The organism is Sphingomonas horti, assembly GCF_009753715.1.
In the GTDB taxonomy this organism is placed as follows: Bacteria; Pseudomonadota; Alphaproteobacteria; order Sphingomonadales; family Sphingomonadaceae; genus Sphingomonas_B; species Sphingomonas_B horti.
In genome coordinates, this window is record NZ_WQMS01000004.1 from 1 (window position 1) to 16822 (window position 16822).

Genomic DNA, 16822 nt, shown 5'->3' on the forward strand with positions numbered 1-16822 from the left:
TCCTGCCCAGCAGTCATGCTGAATCAGAAAAACACGCCCGTGTGAATCCCCCGCGATTCAAATCACCTCGAAAACGCTCTAGCCCCTCTCCCGCTTGCGGGAGAGGGAGGGGCCCGCTCGCGAAGCGAGTGGGAGGGTGAGGGTCTGGCTTTCACGATCGCTTCGCTCTCCCCCTCACCCCGCTCGCGCTGCGCGCGAGTCGCCCTCTCCCCGTCGGGGAGAGGGGAAACGGCAGCCAACTACCCCTCGCGGACGGGCTGGTGTCGATGGGGCTAGACAGCCCTTCTCTCCAGTGTATTATATAGCCAACACAGCTGGGAGAGCGCTGATGTCTCGAGTGACCTTTGTGGCCGCGGCGGCGGCTTTGCTGGCGGGCTGCGGCGTGGTGCATGCGGAGAATCACGACGGCGGCTCGGGCAGCCGCAGTTTCGACGCGCGCGGCTTCGACCGCGTGTCGCTGCGCGGGTCGGACAATGTCGTGGTGCGGGTCGGCGGCGCGGAATCGGTGACGGCGACCGGGCCGAACGACATGCTCGACAAGCTCGAGGTGAAGGTCGTCGACGGCGAGCTTCGGATCGGGCGCGAGAAGCATTGGGGCTGGAATTGGTCATCAAACCGTGAGCCGACCCTGATCACCGTGACGGTACCGCGGCTGCGCGGCGCATCGATCGCCGGATCGGGCGACATGAAAGTCGACAATGTCCAGGCAGCGTCGTTCCAGGGATCGGTGGCCGGTTCGGGCAACCTCACGATCGGCGCGCTCCAGGCCGATTCCGCGTCGCTGGACGTGGCCGGCTCGGGCGACACTTCGATCGCGGGCGTGGCCAAGAGCATCGACGTGTCGATCGCAGGGTCGGGCAATGTCGACGCGCGCGGGCTGAAGTCCGAACGCGCCAAGATCAGCATCGCCGGCTCGGGCGATGTCCGCGCGGCGGTCAGCGGCGAAGCGGACGTGTCGATCATCGGCTCGGGCGATGTCGACATCGCCGGAAATCCACGCTGCCGCGTCAGCAAGATGGGATCGGGGGACGTACGGTGCGGCTGATCGCGGGCGTCGCGCTTGCAGCGCTGACCGCCGCGCCCGCTGCCGCCGCCGAGCAGACCTACCCCGTTGGTCGGTTCAGCGAAATCTCGGCCTCCAGCCCCGCCGAGGTGCAGGTGCGCACCGGCGCGCCGGCATCTGCCCGCGCGGTCGGCGACGCGGCGGCGCTGTCGCGGCTCGACGTGCATGTCGAAGGCGACAAGCTGGTGATCCGCACCCGGCGTGGCATGCGCTGGCCCGGCCGGGCGCGCGCTACCGTCTATGTGACGGTGCCGGCGCTGCGGGCGGCAAGCGTGGCGGGCTCCGGCGACGTGCGGGTGGACCGCGTCGCCGGGCCGGACTTCGCCGGCTCGGTGGCGGGATCGGGCAATCTCGCCGTTGCCGAGCTGAGGACCCGCACCGCGACCCTGGCCAGCGCCGGCTCCGGCAACATCAACGCGGCCGGGGTCGTGGATCAGCTGCAGGCAAGCGCGGCCGGGTCCGGCAATATTGACGCCCGCAGGGTCCGCGCCCGGTCCGCACGGGTGAGCGCGGTCGGCTCCGGCAATGTTGAGGCGCAGGCATCGCAGCAGGCGGAGGTCGTCTCGGTCGGCTCCGGCAACGCCATTGTCAGCGGCACCACGAACTGCCGGGTGCGTGCGCGCGGATCGGGCGAGGCCAGGTGCGGCTGATCGCGCTCGCCGGCCTGGCCCTCGCCGCTTCGCCTGCCGCCGCTGCCGAACGCGGCTACAGCGTCACCAGCTTCGACCGCATCCGGCTCGAAGGCCCGTTCGCGGTGACGGTGACGACCGGCAAGGCGGTGTCGGCTAAAGCGACCGGAAGCGAGGAAGCGCTTGAGCGGGTGTCGGTCAGGGTCGAGGGGCGCACGATGCTGATCCGCCCGAACCTGTCGGGCTGGGGCGGCTATCCGGGCAAGCAGTCCGGCGCGGCGACCATTACGGTCACCACGCCCGGGCTCGACACCGCGATCGTGGTCGGCTCGGGCAGCCTCGATGTCGACCGGATGAAGGCGCCGCGCGTCGTATTGACCGTCGAGGGCTCGGGCCGCCTGACGGTGCACGGCATTGATGCGGACAATGCGAGCCTTGCCGTGGCCGGTTCCGGCACCATCGAGGTGTCCGGGCGGGCGAAAGTGGGCGCGGCGGTGGCGCGCGGGACGGCCGAAATCCGCGCCGCCGACCTGGCCGTTTCCGACCTGACCCTCACCAGCGAAAGCGCCGGCGCGATCACGATGCAGGCCGGCCGCAGCGCGAAGGTCAACGCGCTCGGGATCGGCGCGATCGCCGTCGAAGGCAGCGCCGCCTGCGAGGTCCGCAAGGTCGGCGGCGGGCCGCTGACCTGCGGGAATTAGTCAGATCAGCCCCAGCCCGGTGAGTTCTTCCATCAGCCGCGGCGGCAGGTCCGCAGCCTCAGCGGTGCCGAAATCGGGCGGCGGCGCGCCGAAATAGCGCCAGCCCTGGTGCGCCTTGCGCGGGTGCGGGTGGACGGGGATCAGCCGCGCGTCGAGCTCGATCAGGCAGCGCCGGTCCTCGCTTTCCGCAAAGCGCAGGATTTCCTGCCGGCCGGCCAGCCGGTGCTTGATGATCCAGTAGAGCGAGCCGCCGATCAGCTCCGCGTGCCGGGTCGGGCGATAGCGCGTCGTGATCCGCACGATGCCGCCGTCCGCCCGTGCCGCGACGCGCAGGCGGAGCGCCTCGGCCGTGGCGCAGCCGACCGCGACTTTCGACAGGTGAAGCATGGGCCGGAAATGGCGGCGCGAACGGTCCGGTTCAACCGCCCAGGTTGAACAAGGTCGCGAGCCCGAGGAAGCTGAAGAAACCCATCACGTCGGTCGCGGTGGTCACGAACACGGCCGAAGCGACGGCCGGGTCGATCCGCAACCGGTCGAGCGTGATCGGGATCAGGATGCCGGCCAGTCCCGCCACTAGGTTGTTGATCAGCATCGCGAGCGCGATCGTCAGGCCCAGCAGCGGATAGGCGAAGATTGTCCCCACCCCGGTCCCGATCAGCACGCCCAGCGCCAGGCCATTTGCGCTGGCGATGGTCAGCTCGCGGCCGAACATGCGCAGCGTGTTGGATTCGGTCAGCTGGTTGGTCGCGAGCGCGCGCACGGAGACGGCCAGCGTCTGCGTGCCCGCATTGCCGCCCATGCCCGAGACGATCGGCATCAGCACTGCCAGCAGCGCGAACCGCCCGATCTCGGTCTGGAACAGGCCCACGACCGATGCGGCGAGCATCGCGGTGCCCAGGTTGACGACCAGCCAGGTCAGCCGCGTGCGGATGGTCAGCCGGATCGGCTGGTTGATGTCGCCATCGCCGGCGCCGGACAGGCGCAGAATGTCCTCGCCCGCCTCTTCCTGGATGATGTGGACGATGTCATCGACGGTGATCATGCCGACCAGCCGCCCCGACTGATCGGTCACTGCGGCCGAAATCAGCGCGTATTTCTGGAAGCGGAGCGCGACCTCCTCCTGGTCCATGTCGACCGGGATCAGCGTCTGCTCGCGCTTCATCACGTCGGCGACCGGGATCGTGCGCGGCGTCCGCAGGATCCAGCTCAGCTGGCAGGTGCCGACCGGCCGGTGGGCCGGATCGACCACGAAGATTTCCCAGAAATCCGTGGTCAGGTCCTCGTTGCCGCGCAGGTAGTCGATCACGTCGCCGACGCACCAATGTTCGGGCACCGCGATCAGCTCGCGCTGCATCAGGCGGCCCGCGGATTCCTCGGGGTAGGAAAGCGCTTCCTCGATCGCGGCGCGATCGTCCGGCTCCATCGCCCGCAGCACTTCGCGCTGCTCGGCCGGCTCCATGTCCTCGATGATCGCGACCGCGTCGTCGGTATCGAGCTCGGAGGCGAGATCTGCGACCTGGGCCGGCTCCAGCTCGTCGATCAGGTCCTCGCGGACATAATCGTTCATCTCCGCGAACACGTCCGCGTCGAGCACGTCCTTCAGCGCGGCGGCGAGCGGCGCGCGCCATTCGAACGGCGCCAGCTCGAACAGGTCGGCGATGTCGGCCGGGTGCAGCGGCTCGACCAGCGCGCGCGCGCCTTCGGGGTCGCCGGCCTCCAGCCGCTCGATCACCGCGCGGACGAATTCGGGCTTCAACCGGTCGTCTTCGTCAAGCTGGGTTTCGGGTTCGCGGGCGGCTTGGTCGAGTTCGGTCTCGCTCATCTCCGCCTCCTTTTCGCTTGGCCCGGCGCGGGCTTAGGCCCGGAGTTGCGAAAAACGCAACCTTCCATGCCCGGCTCCCGTCTCTATATGGGCCGCTTCAGACCCAAGGAGATTCGGACATGGCCGGCGACACGCTCACCCTCACGCTCGACACCGGCGGCGATGTCGTCATCCGGCTGCGTCCCGATCTCGCGCCCGGCCATGTGGAGCGGATTACCGAGCTGGCGAACGAAGGCTTTTACGACGGCGTCGTGTTCCACCGCGTGATCGACGGCTTCATGGCCCAGGGTGGCGACCCGACCGGCACCGGCACCGGCGGCTCGAACAAGCCGAACCTGAAGGCCGAGTTCAATGCGGAGCCGCACGTCCGCGGCGCCTGCTCAATGGCGCGCACGCCCGATCCGAACAGCGCGAATTCGCAGTTCTTCATCTGCCTGGACGACGCGACGTTCCTCGACCGCCAGTACACCGTCTGGGGGAATGTCGAGAGCGGCATGGAGTTCGTCGACAAGCTCCCCAAGGGCGAGCCGCCGCGCAACCCCGGCAAGATCCTGAAGGCAACCATTTCCTGACTCGTCCTCCCGGGCTTGACCCGGGACCCGCCTTCTCCCGAGGCCGGTAGGCTCCGGCTCCGGGCCGGGGTGACGATCAACAGCGTTCGCTCTACAGCCCCTCCCATGAAAACGCTTCTCGTCATGCTGGGCGGCGCTGTCGGTGCCGCGCTGCGCTACCATCTGGGCGGCTTGACGTTGCGCGCGTTCGGCCCGGCCTTCCCCTGGGGAACGCTGATCGCGAACGTGTCTGGCGGGCTGCTGATGGGCTTGCTCGCCGGCACGCTTGCCCGCGTCGGCAGCGCGAATGAGCCGTGGCGGCTGCTGCTCGGCGTCGGGCTTCTGGGCGGCTACACGACCTTTTCCGCCTTCAGCCTGGAGACGTTCGGCATGATCGAGCGCGGCCAATATGCGGTCGCTGTCGCCTACGTGGCAGCATCGGTCGCGGGCGCGCTCGCGGGCCTTGCCGGCGGCATCGTGTTCCTTAGGGCCGTCGCATGAGCAGTGAAGTCCGCACCTTCACCGTCGGCCCGGACGACGACGACATCCGGCTCGACCGCTGGTTCAAGCGGCACCTGCCGGACATTTCGTTCGCCCAGGTCTCCCGCTGGGCGCGGACAGGCCAGCTTCGCGTCGACGGCAAGCGCGCGGCGCCTGGCGACCGGATCGCCGCCGGCCAGTCGATCCGGGTCCCGCCCGCCGAACCGCCCGCTCCCGCCGCCGCGAAACCGAAGCGCGAACGCGCGCCGCTCAGCGAGGACCAGATCGCGTTCGCGCAGGAGCTGGTGATCCACCGCGACCCGCAGGCTTTGGTGATCAACAAGCCGCCCGGCCTCGCGACTCAGGGCGGGACCAAGACGCACGAGCACGTCGACGGCCTGCTCGACGCGCTGCAATTCGATGCCGACTCGCGGCCGAAGCTCGTCCATCGGCTCGACAAGGACACGTCGGGCGCGCTGCTGCTTGCCCGCACCAGCCGCGCCGCCGCCTTTTTCGGCAAGAGCTTCTCCAGCCGCACCGCACGGAAAGTCTATTGGGCGCTGATCGCCGGCGTGCCCTCGATCGAGGACGGCTTCATCGAGCTGCCCCTCGCCAAGCAGCCGGGCACCGGCGGCGAGAAGATGCATGTCGACGAAAAGGAAGGGCTGCCGGCCAGGACCCGCTACCGGGTGATCGAGCGCGCCGGCAACCGCGCGGCCTGGGTCGAGCTCCAGCCCTTCACCGGCCGCACCCACCAGCTGCGCGTGCACATGGCGGCGATCGGCCATCCGATCGTCGGCGACGGCAAATATGGCGGGCAGGACGCGTTTCTGACCGGCGGTATCAGCCGCAAGATGCACCTCCACGCGCGCCGCATCCGCATCGAACATCCGGATGGCGGTAGGCTTGACGTCACCGCCGAGCCGCCGGCCCACATCGCCGAGAGCTTCGAGACGCTGGGCTTCGATCCCGCGGTCGGCGACGTGCCGCTCGACGAAGTGAAATTCAGCGAGACGCCCGAAGGCAAGCGCCGCGCCGCAAGCGCCGCCGCCAAGGCCCGCCGCAAGGAACGCAAGGGCGAGCGGCGGGGAAGAGGGCGGGGGTGAACCACCTCGCCGTTTTCGATTGCGACGGAACTCTGGTCGACAGCCAGGCGGCGATCTGCCGGGCAATGGACGAATGCTTCGCGTCCCATGGCCTGACTCCGCCGGATCGACAAGCGACGCGGCGGATCGTCGGGCTGAGCTTGCCGCAGGCGATGCGGGCGCTGCTTCCCGATGCCGAGCCTCACCTGCACGACCTGCTTGCCCAGACCTACAAATCCGCCTTTCACCGTCACCGCGCCGAAGGATTGGTCGAGGAGCCGCTGTTCGACGGCATCGCCGACGCCGTGCAGGCGCTCGAGGATGCCGGCTGGCTGCTCGGTGTGGCCACGGGTAAGTCCGATCGCGGCCTGAGGCTGTGCCTGGAACGGCACGGCCTTCACGCGCGGTTCGTCACACTCCAGACCGCCGACCGCCATCCGTCCAAGCCGCATCCCGCGATGCTGCACGCCGCGATGGCCGGGGCGGGCGCCGCGCCCGAAACCACGGTGATGATCGGCGACACCAGCTTCGACATGATGATGGCGCGCGAGGCCGGCGCGCATGCGCTGGGTGTCGGCTGGGGCTATCACGACGCGGACGACCTCCGGTCGGCCGGCGCGCTGGACGTCGTCGAGACCGCGCAAGACCTGATCGGCTGGATGGAGCGATTCTGAGCATGGACGACGACAAGGCCCGCAACCGCTTCTTGGTGATCTCGCTGCTCCGCCTCGCCGGCGCGCTGCTGGTGATGTTCGGGCTGGTGGTGGCGGCCGGGCGGCTTCTCGACGTGCCGCCGATCGCCGGCATGGTCATGGTGCTGGTCGGCGCGCTTGCCTTCGCGGTGGTGCCGCTGCTGCTGGCGCGCCGCTGGCGGACGCCGAAATGAAGCGCTTCTGGACCGAAGCGCGTGCCGAAGGGGGCGACGTGCTGCTCGACGGGCGGCCGGTCCGTACGCCGAAGCGGAACCGGCTGCAGCTGCCGACTCCGGCGCTTGCCGGGGCGGTCGCTGCGGAATGGGATGCCGTCGGCGAGGAGCTCGACCCGCGCGCGCTGCCGCTGACCGGGCTCGCCAATGCCGCGATCGACATCGTGGAGCCCGACCGGCTAGCCTTCGGCGAAGCGCTCGCCAGATATGGCGAGAGCGACCTGCTCGCCTATCGCGCCGAAAGTCCGCCCGAGTTGGTCGCGCGCCAGGCGGCCGAATGGGACCCGCTGCTGGCCTGGGTGCAGCGCCGCTACGACGTGCATGTGGATGTGACCGCGGGCGTGATGCACCGTCCGCAGCCTGCCGAGACGGTCGCTCGCCTGCGTGACGCGACGGTCGCGCGCGGCGCGTTCGAGCTGGCCGCCTTGTCGCCGCTGGTGACGATCGGCGGCTCGCTGGTCGCCGGGCTGGCCCTGGTCGAGCGCGCCTTCGATCCCGGCACGCTCTGGGCCGCGGTCAATCTCGACGAGCTATGGCAGGCAGAGGCCTGGGGCGCCGACGCGCTCGCCGCGCAGGCACGCGAGGCGCGCCGCCGCGACTGGGACGCGGCGGTGCGGTTTCTGGAGCTGATCGCCTGACGATCAGTCCGCGAACAGCAGGACCGGCGTTTCCAGCAGCTTCTTCAGCGCCTGGACGTAGCTCGCCGCATCCCAGCCGTCGACGACGCGGTGGTCGCAGCTGATCGACAGGTTCATCAGCTTCGCGCGGCGGATATCGTCGCCGTCGAACACCGGCCGCTCGACGATCTTGTTCGGGCCGATGATCGCGACTTCCGGGCGATTGATCACCGGCGTCGTCGCGATCCCGCCCAGCGGCCCCAGCGAGGTGACGGTGATCGTCGATCCCGACAGCTCCTCCGACTTCGCTTTCCCGCTCCGCGCAGCCTCGGCAAGGCGGGAAATCTCCCGCGCCAGCTGCCAGACATTCTTTGCCTGCGCATCGCGGATCACCGGCACCATCAGCCCGGCATCGGTCTGCGTCGCCATGCCGAGATGGACGGCACCGAACCGCGTCACGACGCCCGCTTCGTCGTCGTAGCGGGCGTTCAGCATCGGGAAATCAGGCAGCGTCTTGCAGATCGCGACGATCAGCAGCGGCAGCATGGTCAGCTTCGGCCGGTCTCCGCGATTAGCGTTCAGGTCGGCGCGCATGTCCTCGAGGTCGGTCACGTCGATCTCGTCGACATAGGTGAAGTGCGGGATCGCCCGCTTCGACGCCGCCATGTTCTCGGCGATGCGCCGGCGCATGCCGATCACCTTCACCTGCTCGTTCTGGCGCGGCGCCGCCGGCCGGCTATAGCCCTGGCCCGCCGAATAGGTCAGGAACGCGTCGAGGTCGGCATGGCGGACACGGCCCTCCTGGCTCGGCTTCACGCCGGCGAGGTCGATGCCCAACTCCTTCGCCCGCGCACGGACGGCTGGGGAGGCGAGGACCAAGCCCCTCTCCCGTTCCGGGAGAGGGAGAGGCCCGCTCGCCGCAGGCGAGTGGGAGGGTGAGGGCGTGGGCGTTGGTGCCCCATCCTCAACCTCCGCTTCCCTCACCCCGCTCGCGCTGGCGCGCGAGTCGCCCTCTCCCGGAACGGGAGAGGGGCTGAGTTTCGGCATCGGCTCGGCCGCGGTCTCGCTCGTCACCGGCGCGGCAACCTGCGCTTCCGCTTCCGCCTCGCCCTCGGTCTCGATCACTGCCAGCGCCGAGCCGATCGCGATCGTGTCGCCGACTTCGCCCGCCACTTCGCGGATCACGCCCGCCACCGGCGATTCCATCTCCACGGTCGCCTTGTCGGTCATCAGGTCGGCCAGCTTGCCGTCCTCCTCGACACGGTCGCCGATTTTGACGTGCCAGGCGACGATCTCGGCCTCGGCAATGCCTTCGCCGATGTCCGGCAGCCGGAAAGTGAAAAGGCCCATCTCGTCAGTCCTTCATGATCTTCTTTATCGCCTCGCCGATGCGGACAGGACCGGGGAAATAGGCCCATTCGAGGCTGTGCGGATAAGGCGTGTCGTAGCCGGTCACGCGCTCGACCGGCGCTTCCAGGTGATAGAAGCAGCGCTCCTGCACCAGCGCCGACAGCTCGGCGCCGAAGCCGGAGGTGCGGGTCGCTTCGTGGATAACCAGGCAGCGGCCGGTCTTTTTCACCGACGCCTCGATCGTCTCGATGTCGAGCGGCAGCAGTGTGCGCAGGTCGATCAGCTCGGCATCGATCCCCTGCTCCTCGATCACGCCGGCCGCGACATGGACCATCGTGCCATAAGCCAGGATCGTCAGGTCCGCGCCCGGCCGCACCACCCGCGCCTTGCCGAGCTCGATCCGGTAATAGTCCTCGGGCACTTCGCCGTCCGGGTGCTGCGACCAGTTCTTCGCCGGGCGGTCGTAATGGCCGCTGAAGGGGCCGTTATAGATGCGCTTCGGCTCGAAGAAGATGACCGGGTCATTGTCCTCGATCGCAGCGATCAGCAGGCCCTTGGCGTCATAGGGGGTGGACGGCACGACCGTCTTCAGGCCCGCGACATGGGTGAAGATGCCCTCGGGCGACTGCGAGTGCGTCTGGCCGCCGAAAATGCCGCCGCCGAACGGCGAGCGCACCGTGATCGGCGCCGTGAACTCGCCGGCCGAGCGGTAGCGCAGCCGCGCCGCCTCGGACACGAGCTGGTCGAGCCCCGGATAGATATAGTCGGCGAACTGGATCTCCGGCACCGGCCTGAGGCCATAGGCGCCCATCCCGACCGCGACGCCGATAATGCCGAGCTCGCTGATCGGCGTGTCGAACACGCGCGTCTTGCCGTATTTGGCCTGCAGCCCCGCGGTCGCGCGGAACACACCGCCGAAATAGCCGACATCCTCGCCCATCACGACGATATCCGGATCGCGATCCATCAGCACGTCGAGTGCCGAGTTGATCGCCTGGATCATGTTCATCCGGGCCATCAGCTCGTCTCGATCCCCGCGGCTTTGGCCTCGGCCAGCATTTCCTGTCGTTGCTCCTCCAGATGCCAGGGCATCGTCTCGAACACATCCTGGAACATGGTCGACATCGGCTGGTGCATGCCGTGGCCCAGGATGCCGTTCTTCTCGGCGTCCTTCTGCGCCGCCTTCACCTCGTTCGCGACTTCCAGGTCCATCGCTGCGTGGCGCTCCTCGTCCCACTCGCCGAGCGCAATCAGATGCTGCTTCAGCCGGCTGATCGGGTCGCCCAAGGGCCATTTCTCGCGCTCCTGGGCGGAGCGGTAGGCGCTGGGGTCGTCGGAGGTCGAATGCCCCTCGGCTCGGTAGGTGAAGAACTCGATCAGCGTCGGCCCCTGGTTGGTGCGCGCGCGCTCGGCCGCCCATTCGGTCGCGGCATAGACGGCCAGCGCATCGTTGCCGTCGACCCTCAGGCCCGCAATGCCGTAGCCGATCGCCCGTGCTGCGAAGGTCGTCGCCTCGGCGCCCGCGAATCCGGAAAAGCTGGAGATCGCCCACTGGTTGTTGACCACGCAGATGATCACCGGCGCGCGATAGACGGAGGCAAAGGTGCAGGCGGAGTGGAAATCGCCTTCTGCCGTCGACCCTTCGCCGCACCAGGTGGCGGCGATCCGGGTGTCGCCCTTGATCGCCGACGCCATTGCCCAGCCGACCGCCTGCGGCAGCTGGGTCGCGAGGTTGCCGGAGATCGAGAAGAAGCTGCCTTCCCTGGTCGAATACATGATCGGCAGCTGCTTGCCGGCCAGGCGATCCCCCTTGTTCGAGTAGATCTGGTTCATCATGTCGACGAGCGGCCAGTCGCGCGCGATCAGCAGCCCCTGCTGGCGATAGCTGGGAAAGCACATGTCGTCGCGGTGCAGCGCATAGGCCTGGGCACAGGCGATCGCTTCCTCGCCGGTGCACTTCATGTAGAAGCTGGTCTTGCCCTGCCGCTGGGCGCGGTACATCCGCTCGTCGAACGCGCGCGTCTTGGCCATTGCGCGCAGGATGCCACGCAGCGTGTCGGGGCTGAGCTTCGGGTCCCACGGGCCGACCGCGCGGCCCTTTTCGTCAAGCACCCGGACCAGGCCATAGGCGAGGTCGTGGAACGCGGCCGGCGCGGAGTCGACGGCCGGGCGCGGCGTCGCGCCGGCGGCGGGAATCGGGACGTCGCCGAAATCGGCTTCGTCGCCGGGCCGGAATTTCGGCTCAGGCACGTGCAGCCTCAAGGGCGGCAGATTAGGGCGGGTGGACATCCTCTCTCCCAAGGGAATCGCGGGCGCGAGGCTCTTTGCCCGGCTTGTTATAAAATTTCAAAGCCTGTTGCGAGCGCCCGATGTGCTGCGCCGCACAATCGCCATGCAACCGGGAGCCTTCCCTCGCGTTTTAATCTCATGTTCAGCTTGGGCACAGCCGAAACGATCCCCGCCGCATCGGCCTCCACCGCTCCCAAACCCGCTCCGTCGACGCCGCGCGACCTGGTCGCGGTGATGCTGCGCGCCGCCGAAAAGCTGCAGGGTCAGCCCGACCTGAAGAGCGCGCGCGCGTTGCTCGAACGGGGCGGGGAGCAACTGGTCCAGCTGCTCGATCCCGAGCGCCGGCCCGACTGGGCCTGGTTCGAAATCCTGTTCGAGGAAGATGCCTGCCGCCTGCCGGAGGCGCTGCTGCGCGCCGGCCGCATCCTGCACCGGGAGGATTTCATCGCCTGCGGGGTGGAGACGCTGGACTGGATGATGCGCGGCCGCGTGCTCGTAAAATGCGTCGACACCATGGCCGATGCCTGCGAGGCCGCCTTCGCCGGCACGGGCGACCTGAAGTGGCTGATGATCAGCCGAACGGCCATTCTCGCACGCCGGGCACATCCACGGCAAAGCTGAAGATTCCCCCCGACAGCCGCTCGCCTTCGACGCCCGCGCTGGTGACGAACGCGGTGCGCCGGTCGTCGCCGCCGAACACGATCATCGTCGGCCGGCTGACCGGCAGCGCGATTTCCTCCACCACCTCGCCTTTGGGCGACAGGCGCGCGACGCGGCCGCCGTCGAACAGCGCGGTCCAGTAGAACCCAGCCTCGTCGAACGAGCCGCCGTCGGGGCGCCCCTCGCCGATCGGCCATTGGTGGAAGGTCCGCCGGTTGGTGAGCTTGCGATTCTCGACATCGTACATGCGCAGCGCGTGGCTGGGCGTGTTCGCATGGGCGAAGCGGCTGCCGTCGGCGGTGAAGGCGGCGCCGTTGCAGGTCAGCATCTCGCCTTCGATCCAGGTCACGCGCCCGTCTGGGTCGAGCCGGTAGAGCGCCGCCTCGCCGGTCTGCTTGGTGGTGTCGACGCTGCCGACCCAGAAGCGGCCCCAGGGATCGGTGCGCCCGTCGTTGAAGCGGTAATCGGCCTTGCCTTTCAGCACCGGCTCGCCGAACGGCGCCGGCTCGGCGTCCCAGTCGTCGATCGTCGCGAAGCCGTCCTTCATCGCCAGCAGCAGCCCGCCGGCCTTGCGGAAGGCGAAGCACCCGACCGGTTCGTCGAACACCCGCTTCTCGTCCGTGCCGCTGGCGGGATCGAACCGGTGCAGCTCCCGCCGCGCGATATCGACCCAATAGAGAAGCCGCTCGCCCACATGCCAGCGTGGCCCCTCGCCCAGTTCGGCCTTTGCGTCGAGAATCGAGTCCACCATGAACCGTCACCCCGATCTTGAGCCGGAGCCCACCTTTTCTTCGGCACCGTCGTGGATAGAAGGCGGCCCCCGGGTCAAGCCTGTCCTGAGCTTGTCGAAGGGCCCGCGATGACGACAGAGCTCCCCTTGACGGAAACGTAAACTCCGTCTCTCCTGCTCGAAACAGGAGAGACCGATGCTCGATACCCATGGCCGCACCGTCTACAGCCCCGAGCACGAGGCCTTTCGCCAGACGGTGCGCGCGTGGCTGCAGAAGGAGGCGGTGCCGCATATCGCGCGCTGGGACGAACAGGGCATCGTCGACAAGGACATCTGGGTGAAGGGCGGCGAGATCGGCATGCTCTGCCCGACCGTGCCCGAGGAATATGGCGGGCTCGGCCTCGATTTCGGCTATAACGCGGTGATCGACGAGGAAGTCAGCTACGCCGGCACGCCGCTCGGCTTCACGCTCCAGTCCGACATCGTCGTCAATTATCTCGTCTCCTACGGCTCCGAGGAGCAGAAGCGTGAATGGCTGCCCAAGATGGTTTCCGGCGAGGTCGTCACCGCGATCGCGATGACGGAGCCGGGCACCGGCTCCGACCTGCAGGGCATCCGCACCACCGCCCGCAAGGACGGCAACCATTACGTCATCAACGGCTCCAAGACCTACATCACCAACGGCCAGAATGCCGATCTGGTCCTGGTCTGCGCGAAGACCGACACCGACGTGGAGCCCGCCTGGAAAGGCGTGTCGATCATCCTGGTCGAGGCGACGCGCGAGGGGTTCAAGCGCGGCCGCAACCTCGACAAGATCGGCCAGGACGCCGCCGACACGTCGGAACTGTTCTTCGAGGACGTGCGCGTGCCGATGACCAATTGCCTGGGCGAGGAAGGCAAGGGCTTTATCTACCTGATGTCGGAGCTGCCGCAGGAGCGGCTGGCGATCGCGATCGGCGCCCAGGCATCGGCGCAACGCGCGTTCGACGACACCGTTGCCTTCACCAAGGACCGCAAGGCGTTCGGCAAGACGGTGTTCGATTTCCAGAACACCCGCTTCACGCTCGCCGACCTGAAGGCGAAGCTGCAGGTCGGCTGGGCGCATATCGACTGGGCGCTCGCCCGTCACCTGAAGCGCGAGCTGACGCCGGAAGAGGGCGCCGCCGCCAAGCTCTGGCACACCGAGCTGCAATGGGAGGTGATGGACAAATGCCTCCAGCTCCATGGCGGCGCCGGCTATATGAACGAGTATCCGATCGCCCGCGCCTGGCGCGGCGCGCGCGTCAGCCGCATCTATGGCGGCACCAACGAGATCATGAAGGAGCTGATCGGGCGGAAATTGTGATGGCCGGCTAGCTTCCCGCGCGCATCTCTTCCGCCTGCTTCTCCGCTGCGTCGATCGCGGCGAGCAGCTCGTCGAAGCAGGGCGTGTCGTCGATCCGGAACGCGCGGCGAAAGCCGGTGCCCAGGATGTCCAGATCCTGCTCGGTCAGCAGCCCGATGGCGACGATACGCTCCGCCTCTTCCATTTCGACATGCACCATCAGCTGCGAGCCGTTCTCAACGCGCGAGCGCGCGCCGGGTGCCACGCGCGGGGCAAATTCGCGCAACACCGTGCTTGAAAGCCGCCCCGCCCCCCGCTATGGGCGCACGTCTTGCCTCCGCGGGCGCTTCGGCGGCCCGGTCCCGGTCGGGGAGTAGCTCAGCCTGGTAGAGCACTGTCTTCGGGAGGCAGGGGCCGGAGGTTCGAATCCTCTCTCCCCGACCACTTTATCGCATTTGCGATGGGAAATCCGCTACTTAGGTGCGCTCTGAGCGGCATCCGGCTCCATGACGGGTGCACATGCGCGGGGCACACCGGGAAGGTGGAGACTTGTCCCGTATACCCTTCGTCGTCCGTCGCCACGGCCGCTATCGCTTCCGCCGCCGCATCCATTTCCGAAATCTTTGCTCTCGCCCTGTATCGATCGCCCTTCTGACAGCGGACCCTGGCGAGGCGCGCGAGCGTTCCGCCAGGCTTTCGGTCCGCTTCTTGGCCAAGATGCGGGAGCTGAAGCAGATGATCGAGAACGGCGACTATCTTTCATCCGAAGAAATAGCCGAACTCGTCCAGTTGGAACTCCGCGCCGAGCTTGAGCGGGCGATTGCACCCATCTTCCTCAATCCAGAGCCGGCGCGGTCGATCCGGCAAACCCGCGTGTTCGCCGAGGCTTACCGCGTGGCCCGTCGCCTCAACCGGCCGACCGAACTGACAGAGGCCGACCGGGCGGAGCTCGCTGAAAAAGGGTTCGACGAGCTCGAGATCGAGTTCATCGCCTGTGATCTGGACCGGCTGTGTGCCGCCAAGAACATCACCAGCGCGCAGGTCGCGGAGCGGCTCGAGCACATCGACGCCTATCCGAACCCGACTACGATCGAGCAGGGACGAATGCTGATCCTCGGTGCCCGAGCAGAGGCGCATCGCCGCGCGGCACTGATCGAGCATCCGGTGATCCAGGACGCGCCGGATCCGGTTCAGGCGCTCCTGGCTATAGATCCTGGGCAGCTTGAGAGACCGGCGACCGTCTCGGCCCCACCCGTCCGCTCATCAAAGGTGCCGTCCGATGCCCTGCCGGACTGTCAATTCATAACTTACGATTCAAGGCGCTTCAGTTCCGTTATCGAGGACCTCGTCGCCGAATTGAAGCTCGAAGGGCAATGGAGCGGCGACTGCCGGCAGCAACGGGCGATCCAACGACGCTTCGCGTGGATCACCGGCGACCGACCGCTCGGCACTTACAATCACCTCGACGTATCCGCGTTCAAGCGTGGCCTTCTTCGACTGCCGGTCAGCTTCGGCCGCGCCGATGCCGAAGCGGCAATGAGGCAGTCCTTTGATGCTTGGATCGAGACGCAACCGGCGGTGCCGGCCGGTGAGACCCGGAGTATGAAGACGCTGAATCGTGATCTGTCGACGATGTCGACCGTTGCGAAGCACCTTGCGCAAAGCGCCTGGAAGCCGAAGGTGCCAAATACGCTCGTGCTCGATTTCGCGGGCGCAATGGTCCGCATCAAGGACGACGGCAAGGTCCTGCGGCCGCCCTGGAAGCGCGCGCACATGGAAGTGTTGTTCTCCAGCCCGCTCTATCTAGGCGGAGGTGGCGCGAAGCAGCGCCTGAAGCAATTCAGCAACCTTCAGGTCTGGCACGACGCGGCCTATTTTGGGCCGCTGCTCTGGTATTATCATCAGGCGTGCCGCGAGGAAATCTGCGGACTTCGCGCCGACGAGGTGAACATCGACCATGATGTTCCCCACTTCATTATCAAGGATAATGACATTCGAGGCCGTGACGGAGAGCTGGCTGGCGAGAAGCGTGTGGCCCGGCGCCGGGCGCTCCCTCTTCATCCTGAATTGATCCGGCTCGGCTTTCTCGACTATGTTCGAGCCATAAGGAAGGAGGGTCACGCTGCTCTCTTTCCCGAGCTCTACCTGCACTCGGCCAAGCGCGGCGGTGCACAGTTTTACGGCCGCGCCTGGGTGCACCTCTTCCACTACATCGCGGACCGCATTCCCGTGCCCGTCAATGAGGCTGGCAAGGGGCCGGACATCCATTCGATCCGGAGCCTTGGCTCCTCATTTTACGAGGTGGACGGTGTCAACGAGATCATCCGCGCGGACATCATGGGTCATGCCCGGAGCGGGACGAACGCGAAGCATTATTCGAAGCGCATCGAGACCGAAGGACTCGATGTGGTGCTCGCCGAAAGGCTGAATTTTCTCATGAAATACGTGCCGGTGCTGACCGAGAACGTGCCGGCTCGCCCGGTGCGCTTATTGCCGCTGCAGGACCGTTCGCGGGTCGGCACCGGCCGTCATCGGAAAGTGAGATCGGACGCGGGAGCCTCCAGATCCGTTTAACGAAGAAGCAGGCACAACACTG

The 16822-nt window shown here is 67.5% G+C and carries 19 protein-coding genes and 1 tRNA gene; 13 read left to right on the forward strand and 7 right to left on the reverse strand.

Going from position 1 to position 16822, the window contains the following annotated elements; genetic code table 11:
• Positions 1-328: 328 nt before the first annotated feature.
• Genes GON01_RS03350 through GON01_RS03360 form a run of 3 tightly spaced genes read left to right on the forward strand, consistent with a single transcriptional unit; the run spans position 329 to position 2393 of the window.
• Positions 329-1045, forward strand: a complete 717-nt coding sequence (locus GON01_RS03350) for a head GIN domain-containing protein (protein ID WP_157025970.1) — start codon at positions 329-331, stop codon at positions 1043-1045.
• On the forward strand, positions 1036-1713 hold the full coding sequence (locus GON01_RS03355) for a head GIN domain-containing protein (protein WP_181600267.1): 678 nt from the start codon (positions 1036-1038) through the stop codon (positions 1711-1713). Before GON01_RS03350 ends, GON01_RS03355 begins: the two co-directional genes overlap by 10 nt.
• On the forward strand, positions 1704-2393 hold the full coding sequence (locus GON01_RS03360) for a GIN domain-containing protein (protein WP_181600268.1): 690 nt from the start codon (positions 1704-1706) through the stop codon (positions 2391-2393). The genes GON01_RS03355 and GON01_RS03360 overlap by 10 nt, the downstream gene beginning before the upstream one ends.
• Here the strand turns inward: GON01_RS03360 and GON01_RS03365 are convergent, their stop codons facing one another.
• Complete coding sequence (locus tag GON01_RS03365; protein ID WP_157025973.1) at positions 2394-2780, reverse strand: DUF1489 family protein; 387 nt, start codon at positions 2778-2780, stop codon at positions 2394-2396.
• Positions 2781-2811: 31 nt separating this feature from the next.
• Entirely contained in the window at positions 2812-4215 is a 1404-nt protein-coding gene (mgtE, locus tag GON01_RS03370) for a magnesium transporter (RefSeq protein WP_157025974.1), read from the reverse strand.
• Positions 4216-4334: 119 nt separating this feature from the next.
• Between mgtE and GON01_RS03375 the strand changes: the two genes are divergently transcribed.
• The 6 genes from GON01_RS03375 to GON01_RS03400 all read left to right on the forward strand — a co-directional run bounded on the left by GON01_RS03375 (position 4335) and on the right by GON01_RS03400 (position 7894).
• Entirely contained in the window at positions 4335-4787 is a 453-nt protein-coding gene (locus GON01_RS03375) for a peptidylprolyl isomerase (protein ID WP_157025975.1), read from the forward strand.
• A gap of 105 nt (positions 4788-4892) precedes the next feature.
• A complete protein-coding gene (gene crcB / locus GON01_RS03380) occupies positions 4893-5267 on the forward strand; it encodes a fluoride efflux transporter CrcB (protein ID WP_157025976.1) in 375 nt (124 codons plus the stop codon).
• Positions 5264-6352: an RluA family pseudouridine synthase gene (locus GON01_RS03385; protein ID WP_157025977.1), complete on the forward strand. Its 1089-nt coding sequence runs from the start codon at positions 5264-5266 to the stop codon at positions 6350-6352. Before crcB ends, GON01_RS03385 begins: the two co-directional genes overlap by 4 nt.
• The gene (locus GON01_RS03390) at positions 6349-7005 is read left to right on the forward strand and encodes an HAD-IA family hydrolase (RefSeq protein WP_181600269.1); all 657 of its coding nucleotides are present in this window, start codon (positions 6349-6351) and stop codon (positions 7003-7005) included. The genes GON01_RS03385 and GON01_RS03390 overlap by 4 nt, the downstream gene beginning before the upstream one ends.
• Positions 7006-7007: 2 nt before the next feature.
• Entirely contained in the window at positions 7008-7217 is a 210-nt protein-coding gene (locus tag GON01_RS03395) for a hypothetical protein (protein ID WP_157025978.1), read from the forward strand.
• Positions 7214-7894, forward strand: a complete 681-nt coding sequence (locus tag GON01_RS03400; protein ID WP_157025979.1) for an ATP12 family chaperone protein — start codon at positions 7214-7216, stop codon at positions 7892-7894. The genes GON01_RS03395 and GON01_RS03400 overlap by 4 nt, the downstream gene beginning before the upstream one ends.
• A 3-nt stretch (positions 7895-7897) precedes the next feature.
• Here GON01_RS03400 and GON01_RS03405 read toward each other — a convergent pair whose 3' ends face one another.
• Genes GON01_RS03405 through GON01_RS03415 form a run of 3 tightly spaced genes read right to left on the reverse strand, consistent with a single transcriptional unit; the run spans position 7898 to position 11512 of the window.
• A complete protein-coding gene (locus GON01_RS03405) occupies positions 7898-9223 on the reverse strand; it encodes a dihydrolipoamide acetyltransferase family protein (RefSeq protein ID WP_157025980.1) in 1326 nt (441 codons plus the stop codon).
• 4 nt (positions 9224-9227) lie between these two features.
• Entirely contained in the window at positions 9228-10232 is a 1005-nt protein-coding gene (locus GON01_RS03410) for an alpha-ketoacid dehydrogenase subunit beta (RefSeq protein ID WP_157025996.1), read from the reverse strand.
• A gap of 8 nt (positions 10233-10240) precedes the next feature.
• Positions 10241-11512: a 3-methyl-2-oxobutanoate dehydrogenase (2-methylpropanoyl-transferring) subunit alpha gene (locus tag GON01_RS03415; protein ID WP_157025981.1), complete on the reverse strand. Its 1272-nt coding sequence runs from the start codon at positions 11510-11512 to the stop codon at positions 10241-10243.
• A gap of 138 nt (positions 11513-11650) precedes the next feature.
• Between GON01_RS03415 and GON01_RS03420 the strand changes: the two genes are divergently transcribed.
• Complete coding sequence (locus GON01_RS03420; protein WP_157025982.1) at positions 11651-12133, forward strand: hypothetical protein; 483 nt, start codon at positions 11651-11653, stop codon at positions 12131-12133.
• On the opposite strand, the gene GON01_RS03425 is transcribed toward GON01_RS03420, so the two are convergent.
• Positions 12084-12923: an SMP-30/gluconolactonase/LRE family protein gene (locus GON01_RS03425; RefSeq protein WP_157025983.1), complete on the reverse strand. Its 840-nt coding sequence runs from the start codon at positions 12921-12923 to the stop codon at positions 12084-12086. The genes GON01_RS03420 and GON01_RS03425 overlap by 50 nt on opposite strands.
• 175 nt (positions 12924-13098) lie before the next feature.
• Between GON01_RS03425 and GON01_RS03430 the strand changes: the two genes are divergently transcribed.
• Complete coding sequence (locus GON01_RS03430; RefSeq protein WP_157025984.1) at positions 13099-14247, forward strand: acyl-CoA dehydrogenase family protein; 1149 nt, start codon at positions 13099-13101, stop codon at positions 14245-14247.
• A gap of 7 nt (positions 14248-14254) precedes the next feature.
• On the opposite strand, the gene GON01_RS03435 is transcribed toward GON01_RS03430, so the two are convergent.
• On the reverse strand, positions 14255-14512 hold the full coding sequence (locus GON01_RS03435) for a hypothetical protein (protein ID WP_198159769.1): 258 nt from the start codon (positions 14510-14512) through the stop codon (positions 14255-14257).
• 81 nt (positions 14513-14593) lie between these two features.
• Here GON01_RS03435 and GON01_RS03440 point away from each other — a divergent pair.
• Both GON01_RS03440 and GON01_RS03445 read left to right on the forward strand, forming a co-directional pair.
• A tRNA-Pro gene (locus tag GON01_RS03440) sits at positions 14594-14670 on the forward strand.
• A gap of 264 nt (positions 14671-14934) precedes the next feature.
• A complete protein-coding gene (locus GON01_RS03445) occupies positions 14935-16800 on the forward strand; it encodes a site-specific integrase (protein WP_157025986.1) in 1866 nt (621 codons plus the stop codon).
• Positions 16801-16822 lie beyond the last annotated feature (22 nt).